This window comes from Sphingomonas sp. BRN-1R (assembly GCF_057748035.1).
In genome coordinates, this window is sequence record NZ_CM173236.1 from 1,738,628 (window position 1) to 1,754,292 (window position 15,665).

A 15,665-nucleotide genomic window follows, 5' to 3' on the forward strand; every position below is an offset into this window, starting at 1 on the left:
TGACATCACACGGGATCAGCGGGGCGATCTGCGCGCGTGGCTGAATATACGCTGCGCGCGCATCCCGATACGCCGGGTCGGGCCGTCAGGTACGTCAACGTCTCGCTGCGGCAGAGCGAATATGGCGTCGACCTCGCCTACGTCATCGGTTGCCCGACCGACCGCCTCGTCATCCCCGCCGCGAGTACGCCCGCACGGCGCGACGGGCTGTGGCGCACCACCTGCCTCGAACTGTTCGTTCGTACTGGCGCGCTCGGCTATCTGGAGTTCAATTTCTCGCCGTCGAACGCGTGGGCGGCCTACCGCTTTTCCGAATATCGCACCGGCATGGCCGAAGCGCCCCTCGACCCTTCGCCGCGCATCATGACGAGCGACGAGGGCGACGCGTTGATCGTCATCGCCCGTATCCCCGCCCCGTTGCCGCACGAGACGCTCGCCGGGCTGAGCGCGGTGATCGAGGAGACCGACGGCACAAAATCCTTCTGGGCGCTGGCGCACGGCGACGGTCCGCCGGATTTCCACGATCCCGAGAGCTTCGTCGCCACGCTTGCCGCGCCGCTCTAGCGCGTGGCGGCGGCGATCGCGAGCGGAACGACGATCGCATCCTCGACGAAGCCGGTGATCGCCTGGCCGCTGCCCCGCATCGCACGCGTCCGCATCCACCAACTGCCGTAAGCGGCGGCTGCCGCCGTGCCGCCCGCCAGTGCCGCACCGAGCAGACGCCGGCCACGCGGCGCCACCGCCGCGCCTGCAAAGGCGGCGTTGAGGGTGCGGACGATCACGGCGGGGGTGATGATCCGGTCGGGCGCGCTCGGTTGCTTGTCGCCGACCAGTTCGTACACAGCGAGCGCAGTCGTGCCCGCCGAAACGAGCGGGCTGGAGAGGGAATCGGGCGCGCCGCTGCCCTTGGGCAGTTTGCCGGTGCGCGCCGCGTTCGCCACCGCCGCGAGCGGCGTCATCGATCGCGATCCGGCCACCAGCCCCATCAGAATGGATCGCAGCATGGTTTCGTCCTTTTGCAGATGTCCTCGGCTGAACCCGCCAGCGCGCGTTTCGCTCCGCCGGTCACGAAGCGGGGTTGCGCGGGCGCGCTTCTGACGGCACCTCGACACCATGAACTTCGGAATCGACCGCCTCCTCGCCGACCCCGGCTTACGCAAACCGCTCGAAGGCAGACGCGTCGCGCTGCTCGCGCACCCCGCCTCGGTCACGGCGGAGCTGACCCACAGCCTCGACGCGCTCGTCGCCGCCGGGGTGAACGTGTCGGCGGTGTTCGGGCCGCAACACGGCGTGCGCGGCGACCTCCAGGACAATATGATGGAGTCGCCCGACTTCACCGATCCGACCTACGGCATGCCGGTGTTCAGCCTGTACGGTGAGGTGCGGCGGCCGACGCCTGAATCGATGCAGACGTTCGACGTGATGCTGGTCGATCTTCAGGATCTCGGTACGCGCATCTACACGTTCATCACCACGTTGCGCTACGTGCTGGAGGCGGCGGCTGAGCATGGCAAGGCGGTGTGGGTGCTCGACCGGCCCAACCCCGCCGGCCGACCGGTCGAGGGGCTGACGCTGCGTCCCGGCTGGGAGAGCTTCGTCGGCGCGGGGGCAATGGCGATGCGGCACGGGCTGACGATGGGCGAGCTTGGCCATTGGTTCGTTCGCACGCTTGGTCTGGACGTCGAGTATCGCGTGATCGAGATGACCGGCTGGGCACCCGATGCCGCGCCCGGCTTCGGCTGGCCGGAGGATCGGCTGTGGATCAACCCGAGCCCCAATGCCCCGAACCTCAACATGGCGCGGGTCTATCCCGGCACGGTGATGCTGGAGGGCACCACCCTGTCGGAGGGACGCGGTACGACGCGCCCGCTCGAACTGTTCGGCGCGCCCGATCTCGACGCCAAGGCGGTGATCGCCGAGATGCACCGGCTCGCGCCCGAGTGGCTGACGGGCTGCGCCTTGCGTGACATCTGGTTCCAGCCGACCTTCCACAAGCATGTCGGGCAGCTTTGCAACGGCGTGCACATCCATGCCGAGGGCGGGTTCTACGACCATGCCGCGTTCCAGCCCTGGCGGCTTCAGGCGCTCGCGTTCAAGGCGATCCGGTGGCTGATGCCGGATTACCCGCTGTGGCGCGACTTCCCGTACGAATATGAATTCGGCAAGCTCGCCATCGACGTCATCAACGGTGGTCCGGAGTTACGCGAATGGGTCGACGACTCGGGTGCGACGCCGGGCGATCTCGATGCGCTTACCCGCCCGGATGAGGCCGCGTGGGCCGCGGAAAGCCGCGCTTTTTACCTTTATCCAGGTTAATTTCGCCGCCTGCCGCAGCGCAGCGCCATTTTGTCACAAAAGCTTATGATCACAGCCATAATGGGCGCAGTACCGGGGGCATCCACAAAACGGTCGCGAGGGCGGGTCAGCATTTATGGAGTCGAACGTACATTATTATGCACGGCGCGCCATGCAGGAACATGTCGCCGCGCGCACGGCGGTGACCGAGGAAGCGCGCAAGCGCCGACTCGAACTCGCGCAGATGTTCGAGGCGAAGCTGGTGGCGAGCCAGGGCTAAGCGTTATTCCGCGAGCGGGCGCGGGCGGATCATCGCTTCCGCGTCAGCTCGCGCATCGCCGCGTCGAGCCCGTCGAGCGTCAGCGGGTACATGCGGTCTCGCATCAGATCGCGGATGATGCGGGTCGATTGCACATGGTGCCAGTGTTTGGCGGGTGACGGGTTGAGCCACACCGCCGCCGGGTAGGTCGTGGTCAGCCGTTGAAGCCAGACCGCGCCTGGCTCGGGGTTCATATGCTCGACCGAACCGCCCGGGTGGGTGATCTCGTACGGGCTCATCGCCGCATCGCCGACGAAGACCAGCTTGTAATCGTGGCCATAGGTGTGGAGCACGTCCCACATCGGCGTCCGCTCGGCGAAGCGGCGGCGATTGTCCTTCCATACGCCTTCGTATGGGCAATTGTGGAAGTAGAAGAATTCCAGCATCTTGAACTCGGCGGCGGCAGCGGAGAACAGCTCCTCGCAAACCCGCACGAACGGGTCCATCGATCCGCCGACGTCGAGGAACAGCAGCAGCTTGGCGGCATTACGTCGCTCCGCGCGCATCCGCACGTCGAGCCAGCCCTGCCGGGCGGTGCCGTCGATCGTTGCATCCAGGTCAAGCTCCTCGGCGGCGCCGTCGCGCGCGAACATGCGCAGCCGGCGCAGCGCGATCTTGATGTTGCGCGTGCCGAGTTCGCGGCTGGTGTCGAGATTGCGGAACTCGCGCTGCTCCCACACCTTCATCGCGCGGCTGTGCTGCGACTCGCCGCCGATGCGGACCCCTTCCGGGTTGTAGCCACCGTTGCCGAACGGCGAGGTGCCGCCGGTGCCGATCCACTTGCTGCCGCCGGCGTGGCGTTCGGTCTGCTCCTCCAGCCGCTGGCGGAGCGTCGCCATGATTTCGTCCCACGAACCGAGCGCGGCGACCTTCGCCATCTCCTCGGGCGAGAGGTATTTCTCGGCGACCGCGCGCAGCCACGCCTCGGGTAGCTCGGCCGGCGATGGGCCGACGCTGGCGGTGACGCCGTGGAACACCCTGGCGAACACCTGATCGAAACGGTCGAGCAGCCCCTCGTCCTTCACGAACACCGCGCGGCTGAGGTGATAGAACGCCTCGGGCGTGCGCTCGATCACCTCGGCGTCGAGCGCCTCTAGCAGCAGCAGATGCTCCGTGAGGCTCGCCTTGATGCCGGCAGCGCGAAGCGCGTCGAGGAAGGCGAGGAACATGCCCGACGCTAGGGCTGGCGCTCGTACAATGTCCAGTGCGTTCCCGACAACCCATGCGCGCGCGCGGCGGCGATCGGCCGCCACGTTGCGCCGCAGCGCTGGACTGCGGCGGGGAAATGCTCGCCCTTGAAACGGTCCATGAACAGGAAGCGCGCCGGCGCGCAGCGGGTCCGCGCGATCGTCAGCGGGTAGTGACGGTGCGCCGCCGCCGAGGCCAGCATCGCCATGCCGGTCGGCCGGTCCAGCAACGCGGCCGCGCCATGCGGCGCGCGTGCGATCATGGCCGCGATCGCGGGATCGGGGTCGCCGCGCTGGTTGTGGATCAGATCGGCATCCTGCCACGCCCCGCCGCCGAGCAGCGCGGCAAGCCCCAACCCGGCGACCAGGCGCTGCCATCCGCCACGCAAGAGCATCGTGCCGATCATCTCGGCCAGCATCAGCAGCAGCGCGAGCGCGGCGATGAGGTAATAGCGCGGATGCCCCGGATTGCCCGCGTGCAGCACCGCCAACGTGACCGGAAACGCGACGATCGCCAGGCTGTACAGCGCACGCTTCGTCACGCCGGCATGCCGCGCCAGCACGACGAGGATCAGCGCGCCCGGCATCAGCCACAGCGATACGACCGGCCAGCCGATCGTATAGCCGAGCATCTCGACAATGGCGTGGAGGAACAGCAGGATCTCGAACGGCTTGTAATCACCGAACTGGAACCCGGTTGGGCTGGCAAGCGCCGCCGCCGCGATCCCGCCGAGCACCAGTGCCAGCGCGACGAGGGCAGGGGCGAACAGCCAGAGCGTACGCCGCGCCGCCGCGAGCGGCGCCATCCGCGTGCACAAGGCGAAGAACACCCAGCCGACCAGCGCGACAACACCGAATACCATCGTCATCTGCGACAGCGCGCCGAGCGCGAAGCACCAGACGAGCCGGCGCCGAACGCCGTCCGCAGCCTCGTCCGCCAGCCAGCGCGTGACCAGAAGGACCGCGCACAGGAACGCCAGCGACATCGATGCGTAGCCGCGTGCTTCCGATCCCATCGTCACCACCATCGGCGACACCGCGAACAGCAGCGCCGCGACGATTCCGACGACGCGTCCCCGATCGCGGAAGATCGCTGCTACCACCGGGATGGTAAGCGTCCCCGCCACGATCGACAGCGCGCGTTGCAGCATCGGCGGCGCATCGAAGCCGACCAACTGCATCCACAGCGAATTGAGATGGTGGTTGTTGTCGTGGTTGATGTTGAGGAACACGCCGAGCGGCGTGCCCGCCTGCCGTGCCAGTTCGGCCGACCACGCCTCGTCGAGCCACAAGCCGCCCTGCGCGGATGCGATGCGCAGCGCGAGGCCGAGTAGGATTATGCCGCCGAGCAGCCACGGATAACGCCGGTCAACCATTCCCGCGGCTGTAGCGTGGCGGTCTTGAGCGGTGGTTAACGCAGCCGCCCGCGCGTTAACGATAGGCGTCGATCAGCGCGCCGACATAGTCCGGATTGCGTCCGGTCAGTTCGGGGGCGGCATGCGGGCGCGGCGCGCCGTCGATCGCGCTGCCGTAGATGAAGCCTGACACCGGGTAGGTGGTGCCGCCAAGCCCCTCCATGTCGCGATACCACACCTTCACTTCACGCCAGTCGTTGTTGGGCGACACGTCGGTCAGCGTCACGTCCTGCTCGGCATGGCCGCGTGCGCCGTTCTGGCGCGACCAGTTGGCGTGCGTGACCATCACTACGCGCGGATCAACGATCCGGCTGATGACGGCGACATGGCCGAGCGGCAATCGCGAGGTCTTGGCGAAGACGATCACCGCGCCCACGCGCGGGCTGTCGCCACGCTGGTAATGGCCGGCCGCCTTCGACCACCAGGTCCAGGCGTCGCCATAGATCTGGATGCCGGACGCCGCACGCGCGAACGGCACGCACTCCCCAACATAGTTGAGAAGCGACCCCGCATAAGACGGAGCTGCCGCGAGCAAGGCGGCGGGAAAAGCCAACAGGCGAAATACACATCGCATACAGGCACCATACAAGGCGCCCCCCGACCGCGAGGTAAGCGAGACTGGTTTAAGACGAGGTTACCATCTCTTTCTTGCGCGGTGCAGCACCGATTAGGCCAGCGCTCGCACCTTCATGCGACCGGCGGCGATTGCCGCTCGAATCGCGGCAACGCCGGATCGAAATGCGCCCATGCGGGTGCTTCGCTGGTCCAGATCGTCGCGGCGGGTGCGATTCGGTCGGGATCGTCCAGCGAACCTGCGCGCACGAAGATCAGGTGCGGACGCGCGTCGGTCTTGCTGAACAGCGGGGTGCCGCATTCCGCGCAGAAACCACGTTGCAGGACGTTGCCGCTGTCGGCGGTATCGCTGCGCCAGCGCGGCGCCCCGGTGATGGTCGCGCCAGCGCTCGCGAAGGCGACATTCACGGTGCCGCTGCCCGCGCCGAGATACTGGCATAGCCGGCACCAGCACGCGCGCGCCGCGATCGGTTCGCTGGAAATCGCATAGCGCACCGCACGGCACAGGCAGCCGCCGGTCGCGCCCGCCATTACTGAGCCCCTGCGGTGCGGCGGGCAAGGAAGGCCAGCCGCTCGAACATCATCACGTCCTGCTCGTTCTTCAGCAGCGCGCCGTGCAGCGGCGGTATCGCCTTGGTCGGATCGCGGTTCTGGAGCACGTCGAGCGGCATGTCCTCATGCAGCAGCAGCTTGAGCCAGTCGATCAACTCGCTCGTGCTCGGCTTCTTCTTGAGGCCGGGCACCTCGCGCAGCGCATAGAAGATCTCCATCGCGCGGCCGACCAGCAGTTTCTGGATGCCGGGGAAGTGCACATCGACGATCCGCTGCATCGTCTCGCGATCGGGGAAGCGGATATAGTGGAAGAAGCACCGGCGCAGAAACGCGTCGGGCAGTTCCTTCTCGTTGTTCGAGGTGATGATGACGATCGGCCGCTCGACCGCGCGCACCGTCTCGCCGGTCTCGTGGACGTGGAACTCCATCCGGTCGAGTTCCTGCAACAGATCGTTGGGGAATTCGATATCGGCCTTGTCGATCTCGTCGATCAGCAGCACCGGCGGCTTGGGGCGGGTGAACGCCTCCCACATCTTGCCCTTGCGGATATAGTTGGCGATGTCATGGACGCGCGGGTCGCCAAGCTGGCCGTCGCGCAGACGCGCCACCGCGTCATATTCGTACAGGCCGTGCTGCGCCTTGGTGGTGGACTTGACGTTCCAGTCGATCAGCTCGGCGTCCATCGCCTCCGCGATTTCATAGGCGAGCACGGTCTTGCCGGTGCCGGGCTCGCCCTTGATGAGCAACGGGCGCCGTAGCGTGACGGCCGCATTGACCGCGACCTTGAGATCGTCGGTCGCGACATAGCTTTGCGTGCCTTCGAATCGCTTCATCGCCGCCATCCTTCTCGCGTTCGCGTTCGGGATAGGGGCAGGGCGCGCCACCGCGCAAGCGGATCAGCCGTGGTGGTTGCGCGCGCTCGCCCGCGCTTCGAGCAGGCTCCAGAGCCCGCGATGCTGCGCGAACACCTGTTGCGCCCCGAAGGCGATGGCGCGCTGCGTGGCGGGCGTATCGCCGATCGTCGCGGCGAACCGCGCGATATCGACCCGGTCGGGCAAAGTGGAGACCGGCACGGCCAACCCGAAGCGTTCGCCGGCGGCATCGAGCACGCTGCGGATCGCATGCCAGTCGATCACGAGCGCGAGCGCCGCGCCGATCGCGCAGCCCTTGCGGTCGGAGCGGGCGAGCATGTCGAAGGCGTGGCGCTGGTTGGCGAAGGCGGCGTCCGCCTCGGCCTGACCGGGCGTGGAGGGCAGGGGGCCGGCGGCGGCGGTGAGATGGGTGAGATAGGTGCGCTCGGCCGTGAACGCCTGCGTGACGTCGGCGAACCATGCGGCGGTCGCGTCGCCGTCGGGCAGCGCGATGTCTTCGAACAGATAGCGGCCGTGGATCGCGCAGACGGCATGTACCGCGTCGGCGATATCGCGCTTGGCCGCAGCCGGTGCGGTCAGCGCCGTCACCATCGGATGCGCCGCGCTGCCGTCGGCGGCGGCAAGTGCGGCGAGCACCTGCCAGACGCCCTCGGGCCGTTGTGTCGAAAGTGCCTCGAACGCCATGAAAATCCTTGCCCCTCATCAGCCACGAAGGCTGCCCTGCCGAGTGGTTTGCCGGCCGGGTTTATACGAAGCGCGTAAAGACCTGGTTTAGATGGCTTTAAGCGTGTTTCAACCAGCGCGGGCGACCAGCACGGCGGCAACGCCGGCGATCCCGGTGCCGCTGCGGCGCGGCGCCAGACCGACCTGCACCGCGCGCCGCTTGCCCCGTGTGACCGGGAGCAAGGCGTTGATCTGCAAGGCGTGTCCACGCCGCACCACGCGTTCGGCGGCATCGTCCACCGCGCCTTGCGAGTCGGTGTCGAACAGGCCGGCGAAGGGCGTTCCGGGCAGCGTCTCGACGCGCCGACCGCACAGCGCGGCAAGCGCGGGCGGTGCGGTTTCCAGCCGGCCGTGGAGATCGATCCGCGCCGGAGCAAACACTGCGGTCGCGGCGATCGCCTCGTCGAGAGCGGTCCGCTCGGCGATGTCGCGTTCAGCGGCGGGATCGCGCACGACCAGTACCAGTCCGCCCGACCAACGATCGACCCGCAAGGTCAGCGCGCGGCCGGCCAGACCGTGCGCGGGTACATCGAGCGTCACCGCGATACCCGTCCGCGTCACCCGCTCGGCCGCGGCGGCGAGCGGCACCTGCGCATCCTCGGAGACGATGCGTCCGAGCGCGCGCCCGACTTCCGCCGCCGTCCCGAACTGATGGCGCGCGCTGGCGCTGGCGGCGACGATCCGCTGCCGCTCGTCGGCGATCAGCACGCGATCCTCGATCCGCTCCAGCACCGCAGCGAGATCGGGGCCGCAGCCGGGCCCGGCGAAATGCGGCGCGCAGAGCGCATCCATGATCTCGACCGAGGTAAGGACGAGCCGGGGCCGTCCGCGATGAAGGATGTACACGGGGTTGCGGGCGGCGCGATCCTGCCAATAGCCGAAATGGCGGACGAGATCGGACGAGGTCACGATTTGACGCGAAGGTGCGGCCGGGTCGAGCATTGCCCCGGTTTAGTCGCTCGCCTGCGATTTACGACATCTCAGCGCCGGAACGGAGGAAGTTGCGCCGCAATGCTCTTTGAAAGCACGAGAGGCGTGTGCCGGGTACGTACCCGCCACACGCCTCCGCAATTTCACGACCGGTGGTCGTCGTGCCTTACTGGTCGAGGAACGACCGCATCTTGCGGCTGCGGCTCGGGTGCTTGAGCTTCCTCAGCGCCTTCGCCTCGATCTGGCGGATACGCTCGCGCGTCACCGAGAATTGCTGGCCGACTTCTTCCAGCGTGTGATCGGTGTTCATGCCGATGCCGAAGCGCATGCGCAGCACACGCTCCTCACGCGGGGTCAGGCTGGCGAGAACGCGCGTGACGGTCTCCTTGAGGTTCGCCTGAATTGCGGCATCGACTGGGATGATCGCGTTCTTGTCCTCGATGAAGTCGCCCAGATGCGAATCCTCCTCGTCGCCGATCGGCGTTTCGAGGGAGATCGGCTCCTTGGCGATCTTCATCACCTTGCGGACCTTCTCCAAGGGCATGGAGAGGCGCTCGGCCATTTCCTCAGGCGTGGGCTCGCGACCCTGCTCGTGGAGGAACTGGCGGCTGGTGCGGACCAGCTTGTTGATCGTCTCGATCATGTGGACCGGGATACGGATCGTGCGCGCCTGATCCGCGATCGAGCGGGTGATCGCCTGCCGGATCCACCAGGTCGCATAGGTCGAGAACTTGTAGCCGCGCCGGTACTCGAACTTGTCGACCGCCTTCATCAGCCCGATGTTGCCCTCCTGGATCAGATCCAGGAACTGAAGCCCGCGGTTGGTGTATTTCTTGGCGATCGAGATCACGAGGCGGAGATTGGCCTCGACCATCTCCTTCTTGGCGATGCGCGCCTCGCGCTCACCCTTCTGGACCATGTTGACGATACGGCGGAACTCGCCGAGCGCCATGCCGGTCTGCTGCGAAATCTCGGCGATCTCGGTGCGGATGCGGTCGGCCGCGTCGCTTTCGTTGGCGACGAACGCCGCCCACTTCTTGTCGACCTTGGCAGCGCTCGACGGGAACGCCTCATCCAGCTCATGGCCGATGTAGCGGTCGAGGAAGTCCTTGCGGCTGACCTTGTGACGCTCGGCCAGACGCAGCATCTGCCCGCCCAGCGCGGTCAGGCGCCGGTTGAACGCGTAGAGCTGATCGACGAGATACTCGATCTTGGCGTTGTGGAACTGAACGCTCTCCACCTCGGCGGTGAGGTCTTCGCGCAGCTTCTGATACTTGCGCTCGTCCGCCGCCGACAGCTCGCCGCCAGCGCTCATCTGGTCGAGACGCTGCTGCTGCATCTTGGAAAATTTCTTGTAGATCGCCGTGATGTTGGCGAACCGCTCTAGCGCTATCGGCTTGAGCTGCTCCTCCATCTGCGCGAGGCTGAGGGTGTTGTCCTCCTCCTCGTCGTCCGACGGGCGCGGGGCGCGCCGCTCGGTCATCGAATCCTCGTCCTCGTCGGCCGACGCCTCCTCGGGCTCGTCTTCTTCCTTGAACGACGGACCGGCGGTCTTCTCGCTGATCTCACCGTCGCCGCCCTCATCGTCATCCGACAGGCTTTCGGGCGCGGGATCCTTCGACAGCATCGCGTCGAGATCGAGGATCTCGCGCAACTGCATCGTGCCCTCATTGAGCGCGGTCGACCAGTCGATGATCGCGTTGAAGGTGATCGGGCTTTCGCACAGCCCAAGGATCATCGTGTCGCGACCCGCCTCGATCCGCTTGGCGATGGCGATCTCGCCCTCGCGGCTGAGCAGTTCGACCGCACCCATTTCGCGCAGGTACATGCGCACCGGATCGTCGGTGCGGTCGACGACTTCCTTCTTCTTGACGTCGATATTGGGCGCGCTTTCCTCCGACGAATCGGCGGGTTCGGCCTCGTCCTCGGGCTGCTCGTCGGGCTCGCTGTCCTCGCCCTGCTCGTCGTTCTCGACGATGTTGATGCCCATCTCGCTCAACGCCGAGGTGATGTCCTCGATCGTGTCCGACGACATCTCGCCTTGCGGCAACGCCTCGTTGAGCTGATCGTAGGTAATGTAACCACGCTTGCGCGCACGGGCGATCACCTTCTTGATGTTCGCATCGTTGAGGTCAATCAGCGGAGCGTCGCCACCCTCGTTGGTGTCCGAAACGTCCGCCATATCGGTCTTCGCCATCAATTGCCCTCGGATTTTAACGCTCTGGCGTCTTCGGTCGCCTGCACGAGATTTGCAAGCCGCGACTCCAAAACAAGACTTTCAGTAACCAGCGATCTCTGCCGTTCGAACGCTTCGTCGGAAAAGTGGGTCATCATCGCCGCGGTCGCCTCGTTCAAAGCCGATACGACCTCGGGACGCGCGACCAGGATGGCGATCGTCTCGTCGAGATCGGCGCGCGCCCGAACCGGGTCAGCATCTTTCTCGGTGAACGAGCAACGCAACTGGTCTGCCCTAAACAATTCGCTGACGGTTTGATCGAAGCCAGACGACGCTAATATGGTGAGCAGGCGCTCGCTATCAAGCGTACGGTCGCCGATCGCCAGATCGACCACCGTGTCGAATAATCGCCGCAACGGCCCGTCGGCAGGCCGGAGCATTCCTAGAACGTCCATATGCCGGGCGATTTCGACCGGATGCCGGATCAGCCCGATCAGGATCAACCGGATGTGACTGGAATCAACTCCGAGCGAGTGCGCGGCCTTGGTTTCCGCGCGCACCGGCGCGATCGGCGGCTTCCACGGCTGGCCCGCGCGGCGACCGCCGCCACCCCCGCCCGGCGCGCGCGGCACGAAGGCGCTACGCTGCGGGCGGAACATCTCATCGAACCGGCGGCGGAAATCGGCGAGATATTCGTGCTTTACGTCGTTATCCGCAATGCTGTTGGCAAGTTCGGTGAAGCGCGCCTTGAGGCCCGCCTTCTGCTCGGGCGTGGCGGTCGGCTCGGCGGCGACTTCGTGCGCCCAGAGCCGATCGACCAGCGGCTGCGTGTCGCGCAGCAGCGCCTCGAACGCGCCCGGTCCCTTGGCACGCACCAGATCGTCCGGATCCTGTCCCTGCGGCAGCGTCACGAAAGCGAGGCTGCGACCGGGGGTCAGCATCGGCAGCGCGCGGTGGGCGGCGCGGATCGCGGCCTTCTGCCCGGCCAAATCGCCGTCGAAACACAGGATCGGCACGTCGCTCATCCGCCACAGCCGTTCCAGTTGCGCCTCGGTCAGCGCGGTGCCGAGCGGCGCGACCGCCTCGCCGAACCCCGCCTGCGCGAGCGCGATCACGTCCATATAGCCCTCGACCACCAGCACGCGATTGGCCTTGCGCGCGGCGGGGGCCGCCTTGTCGAGATTGTAGAGCGTGCGGCCCTTGTCGAACAAAGGCGTCTCGGGCGAATTGAGATACTTGGGCTCGCCATCACCGATGATGCGGCCGCCGAACGCGATCGTGCGCCCGCGCTGATCGCGGATCGGGATCATCAGCCGGCCACGGAACCGGTCGTAGGGTTCCTTGTTCTCGACAGAGATGAGCAGCCCGGCCTCGACCAGCATCGGGTCGCCATAGTCCTTCAGCGCGGTCTTGAGCTTCCCCCGCGAATCGGGCGCGAAGCCGAGGCCGAAGTCGCGCGCCGTCTCCGCGCGGATGCCGCGCTTCTCCAGGACGCCACGCGCCTCCGCCCCGCCGAGCCCGTGGAGCTGCTCGGTAAACCACGTCGCCGCATCCGCGCACGCTTCGTGCAGGCCCTTTGCGACCTCCGCACGCTCGGCGGCGCGCGCATCCATCGCAGGCAGCTCCATGCCGGCGCCCTGCGCGAGTTCCTTCACCGCATCCATGAACGGCAGCCCGCGCTGATCGGTCAGCCAGCGGATCGCATCGCCATGCGCCGAGCAGCCGAAGCAATGGTAGAAGCCCTTCTCGTCGTTGACGTAGAAGCTGGGGCTCTTCTCGTTATGGAACGGGCAGCACGCGCGATACTCGCGACCGGCCTTCTGGAGCTTGGTCGTCCGCCCGATCAGCGTCGACAGCGTCGTGCGCGCGCGCAGTTCCTCGAGGAAGGCGGGGGAAAGACTCACCGCGCGATTCTAATGCCCCAAGGTGCGGTGGTTTTGCAAGGGTTTGCGCGTGGGGTGGCGGTGCGCCGTGGGCAGGTCCTTCGACAAGCTCAGGACGAACGGGGTGGGTGAGCAAGGCCTTCCTCCTCCACCGTTCGTGCTGAGCTTGTCGAAGCACCTGCCCCATGCACTGCCGCCAGCTGCGAGATGCGCGCCCAATCGCCTACGATGAGCGCTTCCTTCTTGGCGCGCGACCAGCCCTTGATCTGGCGTTCCGCTTCCAAGGCTTCCAAGCGGTTCGGAAAGTCTTGGCTCCACGCGAGCGTCACCGGCTGGCGACGGGCGGTGTAGTCGCTACCGCGCCCGGCGTGGTGCGCGCCGACGCGTTGCTCAAGATCATCCGTGTGGCCCGCGTAGAAGCTGCCGTCGCCGCAGCGGAGGAGGTAGGTCCAGAACACCATTCGAGGATGGTGCCTGACTGCGGTGACACAGTCGAGAGGGCGTCATTTGTGACACGTCCTTCGACAAGCTCAGGACGAACGGAGAGGGCTTGTCGGCATTTCCCGCCGCCGTTCGGGCTGAGCCTGTCGAAGCCCGTGTCCGACGCGCTATCGCTTCGGCGAACCGCGCTCAGCTCAGCGCCGCCTTCACCAGCCCGCTTGCCTTGCTCATGTCGAGCGTCTGCGCATGACGCGCCTTCAGTTCCGCCATCACGCGGCCCATGTCCTTCATGCCCGACGCGCCCAATTCGGCCTTGATCGCCTCGATAGCGGCCGTCGTCTCGGCCTCGCTCATCTGCTGCGGCAGGAAGCGTTCGATCACGGCGATCTCGGCCGCCTCGGCGTCGGCGAGTTCCTGGCGGCCGCCCTTCACGTACATCTCGATCGATTCGCGGCGCTGCTTGACCATCTTCTGCAACACCTCGACCACCAGCGTGTCGTCGTCCTCGGGGGCCTTGCCGGTGCGCGCCTCGATATCGCGGTTCTTGATCGCCGACTGCACGAGGCGGAGCGTTGCGGTGTCGGCCTTCTCGCCAGCCTTCATGGCGGTGACGAGCGCGGCCTTGATGTCGTCGCGAATCATGTCGTGGTCCTCTTCGTAATCGCGCCGCTTAGCCGGAACCGCGCGCCGATAACAGATTGACGCTTCCGCTCGGCGGGCCTAGCTGCCGCGACTTAGCGACATCGCCAGCCCAACGAAGGAGTGCCCGCCGATCATGGCCGACGCCAATCCCATTTCTGCGCCCGAAGGCGCCACCGGCGTCTTGGTTCTCGCATCCGGTGATGTGTTGTGGGGACGGGGGTTCGGGGTCGAGGGCGCGGCGGTCGGCGAGGTGTGTTTCCACACCGCGATGACCGGCTATCAGGAGATCATGACCGATCCGTCCTTCGCCGGGCAGATCATTACTTTCACCTTCCCGCACATCGGCAACGTCGGCGCGAACCCCGAGGATATCGAGGCGGACGATCCCCACGCGCTCGGCATGATCGTGCGCGAGGACGTGACCGAACCCTCCAACTTCCGCAGCGTCGAGCGGCTCGACGACTGGATGCGCCGCCACAACCGTATCGGCCTGTCGGGCATCGACACGCGCGCGCTGACCAAGCGTATCCGCAGCGGAGGCGCGCCCAACGGCGTGATCGCGCACAATGCGTCAGGCGCGTTCGATATCCCTGCCTTGCTCGCGCAGGCGCAGGGCTGGCCGGGGCTGGAGGGCATGGACCTCGCCATCGACGTGACGCGCGAGACGCATGGCGGCTGGGAAGGCGGGCTGTGGCGGCTCGGCTTCGGCTATGACGATAATGCCGGTGAGGGCACGCGCCCGCACGTCGTCGCGATCGACTACGGTTCGAAGCGCAACATCTTCCGCAACCTCGTCGCCGCCGGCGCGAAAGTGTCGGTCGTGCCCGCCACCGCCACCTTCGAGGATGTGATGGCGCTCGCCCCCGACGGCATCTTCCTGTCGAACGGCCCCGGCGATCCCGCTGCGACCGGGGTCTATGCCGTGCCGGTGATCCGTCAGTTGCTCGACACCGGCAAGCCGCTGTTCGGCATCTGCCTCGGCCACCAGCTCCTCGCGCTCGCGGTTGGGGCGGAGACGAGCAAGATGTTCCAGGGGCACCGCGGCGCCAACCACCCGGTCCAGCGGCTGAGCGACGGCGTGGTCGAGATCACCTCGATGAACCACGGCTTCGCGGTGCTGAGCGAGACGCTGCCAGCCAACGCACAGGCGACACACGTCTCGCTGTTCGACGGCTCGAACGCCGGGCTGGAACTGACCGACCGTCCCGCCTTCTCGGTGCAATATCACCCCGAGGCGAGCCCGGGGCCGCAGGACAGCCTGTATCTGTTCGAGAAGTTCGTGGAGATGCTCAAGTGACGCTCCCCGACGTCGATCCCGCCCGCGTCGAGGCCGAATGGGCCGCTGACAAGGAAGTGCTCGCCAGCCTCGCCGAAAACGGCGATTGTGCCGAGATCGTCCGCCTCGTCGACGTGAGCTTTCGCGGCGACGAAGCCGCGCTCGACCGGCTCGAGGACGATGCTGAGAGCCTCGGCTTCACCTTCATCGAGCGTGAGGAGACCGAGGACGGCGAACTCGCCACCTTCCTCGGCAGCGAGCAGACCGCCGAAGCGGACGCGATCCGCGCGCTGACGGTGAAATGCCTCCAGATCGAGCTCGCCTACGACGTTGAATATGACGGCTGGGGTTGCACCGCCGAGACCGGAACGAAGAACTGAC

Annotated in this window: 17 protein-coding genes; 5 read left to right on the forward strand and 12 right to left on the reverse strand. The window is 66.7% G+C overall.

The window, feature by feature from the left end; translation table 11 throughout:
• The first annotated feature begins 36 nt into the window (after positions 1 to 36).
• Positions 37 to 564, forward strand: coding sequence for a DOMON-like domain-containing protein (locus AC3ANX_RS08005; protein WP_488336465.1), 528 nt, complete (start codon positions 37 to 39; stop codon positions 562 to 564).
• Here the strand turns inward: AC3ANX_RS08005 and AC3ANX_RS08010 are convergent.
• The gene (locus AC3ANX_RS08010; RefSeq protein WP_488336466.1) at positions 561 to 1,004 is read right to left on the reverse strand and encodes a DUF4126 family protein; all 444 of its coding nucleotides are present in this window, start codon (positions 1,002 to 1,004) and stop codon (positions 561 to 563) included. The two genes, AC3ANX_RS08005 and AC3ANX_RS08010, sit on opposite strands and share 4 nt — an antisense overlap.
• 109 nt (positions 1,005 to 1,113) lie before the next feature.
• Here AC3ANX_RS08010 and AC3ANX_RS08015 point away from each other — a divergent pair, with 109 nt between their 5' ends.
• Together AC3ANX_RS08015 and AC3ANX_RS08020 are read left to right on the forward strand one after the other, a co-directional pair.
• Entirely contained in the window at positions 1,114 to 2,316 is a 1,203-nt protein-coding gene (locus AC3ANX_RS08015) for an exo-beta-N-acetylmuramidase NamZ family protein (RefSeq protein WP_488336467.1), read from the forward strand.
• 115 nt (positions 2,317 to 2,431) lie between these two features.
• Entirely contained in the window at positions 2,432 to 2,575 is a 144-nt protein-coding gene (locus AC3ANX_RS08020; RefSeq protein ID WP_488336468.1) for a hypothetical protein, read from the forward strand.
• Between the two features lie 29 nt (positions 2,576 to 2,604).
• Here AC3ANX_RS08020 and AC3ANX_RS08025 read toward each other — a convergent pair whose 3' ends face one another.
• The 11 genes from AC3ANX_RS08025 to AC3ANX_RS08075 all read right to left on the reverse strand — a co-directional run bounded on the left by AC3ANX_RS08025 (position 2,605) and on the right by AC3ANX_RS08075 (position 14,008).
• Positions 2,605 to 3,783 carry a vWA domain-containing protein gene (locus AC3ANX_RS08025; protein WP_488336469.1) on the reverse strand — a complete coding sequence of 393 codons (1,179 nt, stop codon included), beginning with the start codon at positions 3,781 to 3,783 and terminating at the stop codon, positions 2,605 to 2,607.
• Between the two features lie 8 nt (positions 3,784 to 3,791).
• The gene (locus tag AC3ANX_RS08030; RefSeq protein WP_488336470.1) at positions 3,792 to 5,177 is read right to left on the reverse strand and encodes a hypothetical protein; all 1,386 of its coding nucleotides are present in this window, start codon (positions 5,175 to 5,177) and stop codon (positions 3,792 to 3,794) included.
• 55 nt (positions 5,178 to 5,232) lie between these two features.
• On the reverse strand, positions 5,233 to 5,790 hold the full coding sequence (locus AC3ANX_RS08035) for a CHAP domain-containing protein (RefSeq protein WP_488336471.1): 558 nt from the start codon (positions 5,788 to 5,790) through the stop codon (positions 5,233 to 5,235).
• A 113-nt stretch (positions 5,791 to 5,903) separates the two neighbouring features.
• Positions 5,904 to 6,320, reverse strand: coding sequence for a GFA family protein (locus tag AC3ANX_RS08040; protein ID WP_488336472.1), 417 nt, complete (start codon positions 6,318 to 6,320; stop codon positions 5,904 to 5,906).
• The gene (locus AC3ANX_RS08045) at positions 6,320 to 7,174 is read right to left on the reverse strand and encodes an AAA family ATPase (RefSeq protein ID WP_488336473.1); all 855 of its coding nucleotides are present in this window, start codon (positions 7,172 to 7,174) and stop codon (positions 6,320 to 6,322) included. Before AC3ANX_RS08045 ends, AC3ANX_RS08040 begins: the two co-directional genes overlap by 1 nt.
• A gap of 63 nt (positions 7,175 to 7,237) precedes the next feature.
• Complete coding sequence (locus AC3ANX_RS08050; RefSeq protein WP_488336474.1) at positions 7,238 to 7,897, reverse strand: DUF6975 family protein; 660 nt, start codon at positions 7,895 to 7,897, stop codon at positions 7,238 to 7,240.
• 108 nt (positions 7,898 to 8,005) lie between these two features.
• Positions 8,006 to 8,845 (reverse strand): hypothetical protein, encoded by an 840-nt coding sequence (locus tag AC3ANX_RS08055; protein WP_488336475.1) that lies wholly within the window; start codon positions 8,843 to 8,845, stop codon positions 8,006 to 8,008.
• A 187-nt stretch (positions 8,846 to 9,032) separates the two neighbouring features.
• On the reverse strand, positions 9,033 to 11,063 hold the full coding sequence (gene rpoD, locus AC3ANX_RS08060) for an RNA polymerase sigma factor RpoD (protein ID WP_488336476.1): 2,031 nt from the start codon (positions 11,061 to 11,063) through the stop codon (positions 9,033 to 9,035).
• Positions 11,063 to 12,946 carry a DNA primase gene (dnaG, locus tag AC3ANX_RS08065; protein ID WP_488336477.1) on the reverse strand — a complete coding sequence of 628 codons (1,884 nt, stop codon included), beginning with the start codon at positions 12,944 to 12,946 and terminating at the stop codon, positions 11,063 to 11,065. The genes rpoD and dnaG overlap by 1 nt, the downstream gene beginning before the upstream one ends.
• An 89-nt stretch (positions 12,947 to 13,035) precedes the next feature.
• Positions 13,036 to 13,386, reverse strand: a complete 351-nt coding sequence (locus AC3ANX_RS08070; RefSeq protein ID WP_488336478.1) for a GIY-YIG nuclease family protein — start codon at positions 13,384 to 13,386, stop codon at positions 13,036 to 13,038.
• A 169-nt stretch (positions 13,387 to 13,555) separates the two neighbouring features.
• Positions 13,556 to 14,008 carry a GatB/YqeY domain-containing protein gene (locus AC3ANX_RS08075; protein WP_488336479.1) on the reverse strand — a complete coding sequence of 151 codons (453 nt, stop codon included), beginning with the start codon at positions 14,006 to 14,008 and terminating at the stop codon, positions 13,556 to 13,558.
• Between the two features lie 133 nt (positions 14,009 to 14,141).
• On the opposite strand from AC3ANX_RS08075, the gene carA reads away from it, so the two are divergent.
• Positions 14,142 to 15,305 (forward strand): glutamine-hydrolyzing carbamoyl-phosphate synthase small subunit, encoded by a 1,164-nt coding sequence (gene carA / locus AC3ANX_RS08080; RefSeq protein WP_488336480.1) that lies wholly within the window; start codon positions 14,142 to 14,144, stop codon positions 15,303 to 15,305.
• Entirely contained in the window at positions 15,302 to 15,664 is a 363-nt protein-coding gene (locus AC3ANX_RS08085) for a ribonuclease E inhibitor RraB (protein ID WP_488336481.1), read from the forward strand. The genes carA and AC3ANX_RS08085 overlap by 4 nt, the downstream gene beginning before the upstream one ends.
• Position 15,665: the final 1 nt, after the last annotated feature.

Coding starts and splice junctions, on each gene's coding strand:
- AC3ANX_RS08010 (WP_488336466.1), bottom strand. CDS start 1,004: ATGCTGCGATCCATTCTGATGGGGCTGGTGGCCGGATCGCGATCGATG.
- AC3ANX_RS08070 (WP_488336478.1), bottom strand. CDS start 13,386: ATGGTGTTCTGGACCTACCTCCTCCGCTGCGGCGACGGCAGCTTCTAC.
- rpoD (WP_488336476.1), bottom strand. CDS start 11,063: ATGGCGAAGACCGATATGGCGGACGTTTCGGACACCAACGAGGGTGGC.
- AC3ANX_RS08035 (WP_488336471.1), bottom strand. CDS start 5,790: ATGCGATGTGTATTTCGCCTGTTGGCTTTTCCCGCCGCCTTGCTCGCG.
- AC3ANX_RS08020 (WP_488336468.1), top strand. CDS start 2,432: ATGGAGTCGAACGTACATTATTATGCACGGCGCGCCATGCAGGAACAT.
- carA (WP_488336480.1), top strand. CDS start 14,142: ATGGCCGACGCCAATCCCATTTCTGCGCCCGAAGGCGCCACCGGCGTC.
- AC3ANX_RS08050 (WP_488336474.1), bottom strand. CDS start 7,897: ATGGCGTTCGAGGCACTTTCGACACAACGGCCCGAGGGCGTCTGGCAG.
- AC3ANX_RS08075 (WP_488336479.1), bottom strand. CDS start 14,008: ATGATTCGCGACGACATCAAGGCCGCGCTCGTCACCGCCATGAAGGCT.
- AC3ANX_RS08030 (WP_488336470.1), bottom strand. CDS start 5,177: ATGGTTGACCGGCGTTATCCGTGGCTGCTCGGCGGCATAATCCTACTC.
- AC3ANX_RS08045 (WP_488336473.1), bottom strand. CDS start 7,174: ATGAAGCGATTCGAAGGCACGCAAAGCTATGTCGCGACCGACGATCTC.
- AC3ANX_RS08040 (WP_488336472.1), bottom strand. CDS start 6,320: ATGGCGGGCGCGACCGGCGGCTGCCTGTGCCGTGCGGTGCGCTATGCG.
- AC3ANX_RS08015 (WP_488336467.1), top strand. CDS start 1,114: ATGAACTTCGGAATCGACCGCCTCCTCGCCGACCCCGGCTTACGCAAA.
- AC3ANX_RS08025 (WP_488336469.1), bottom strand. CDS start 3,783: ATGTTCCTCGCCTTCCTCGACGCGCTTCGCGCTGCCGGCATCAAGGCG.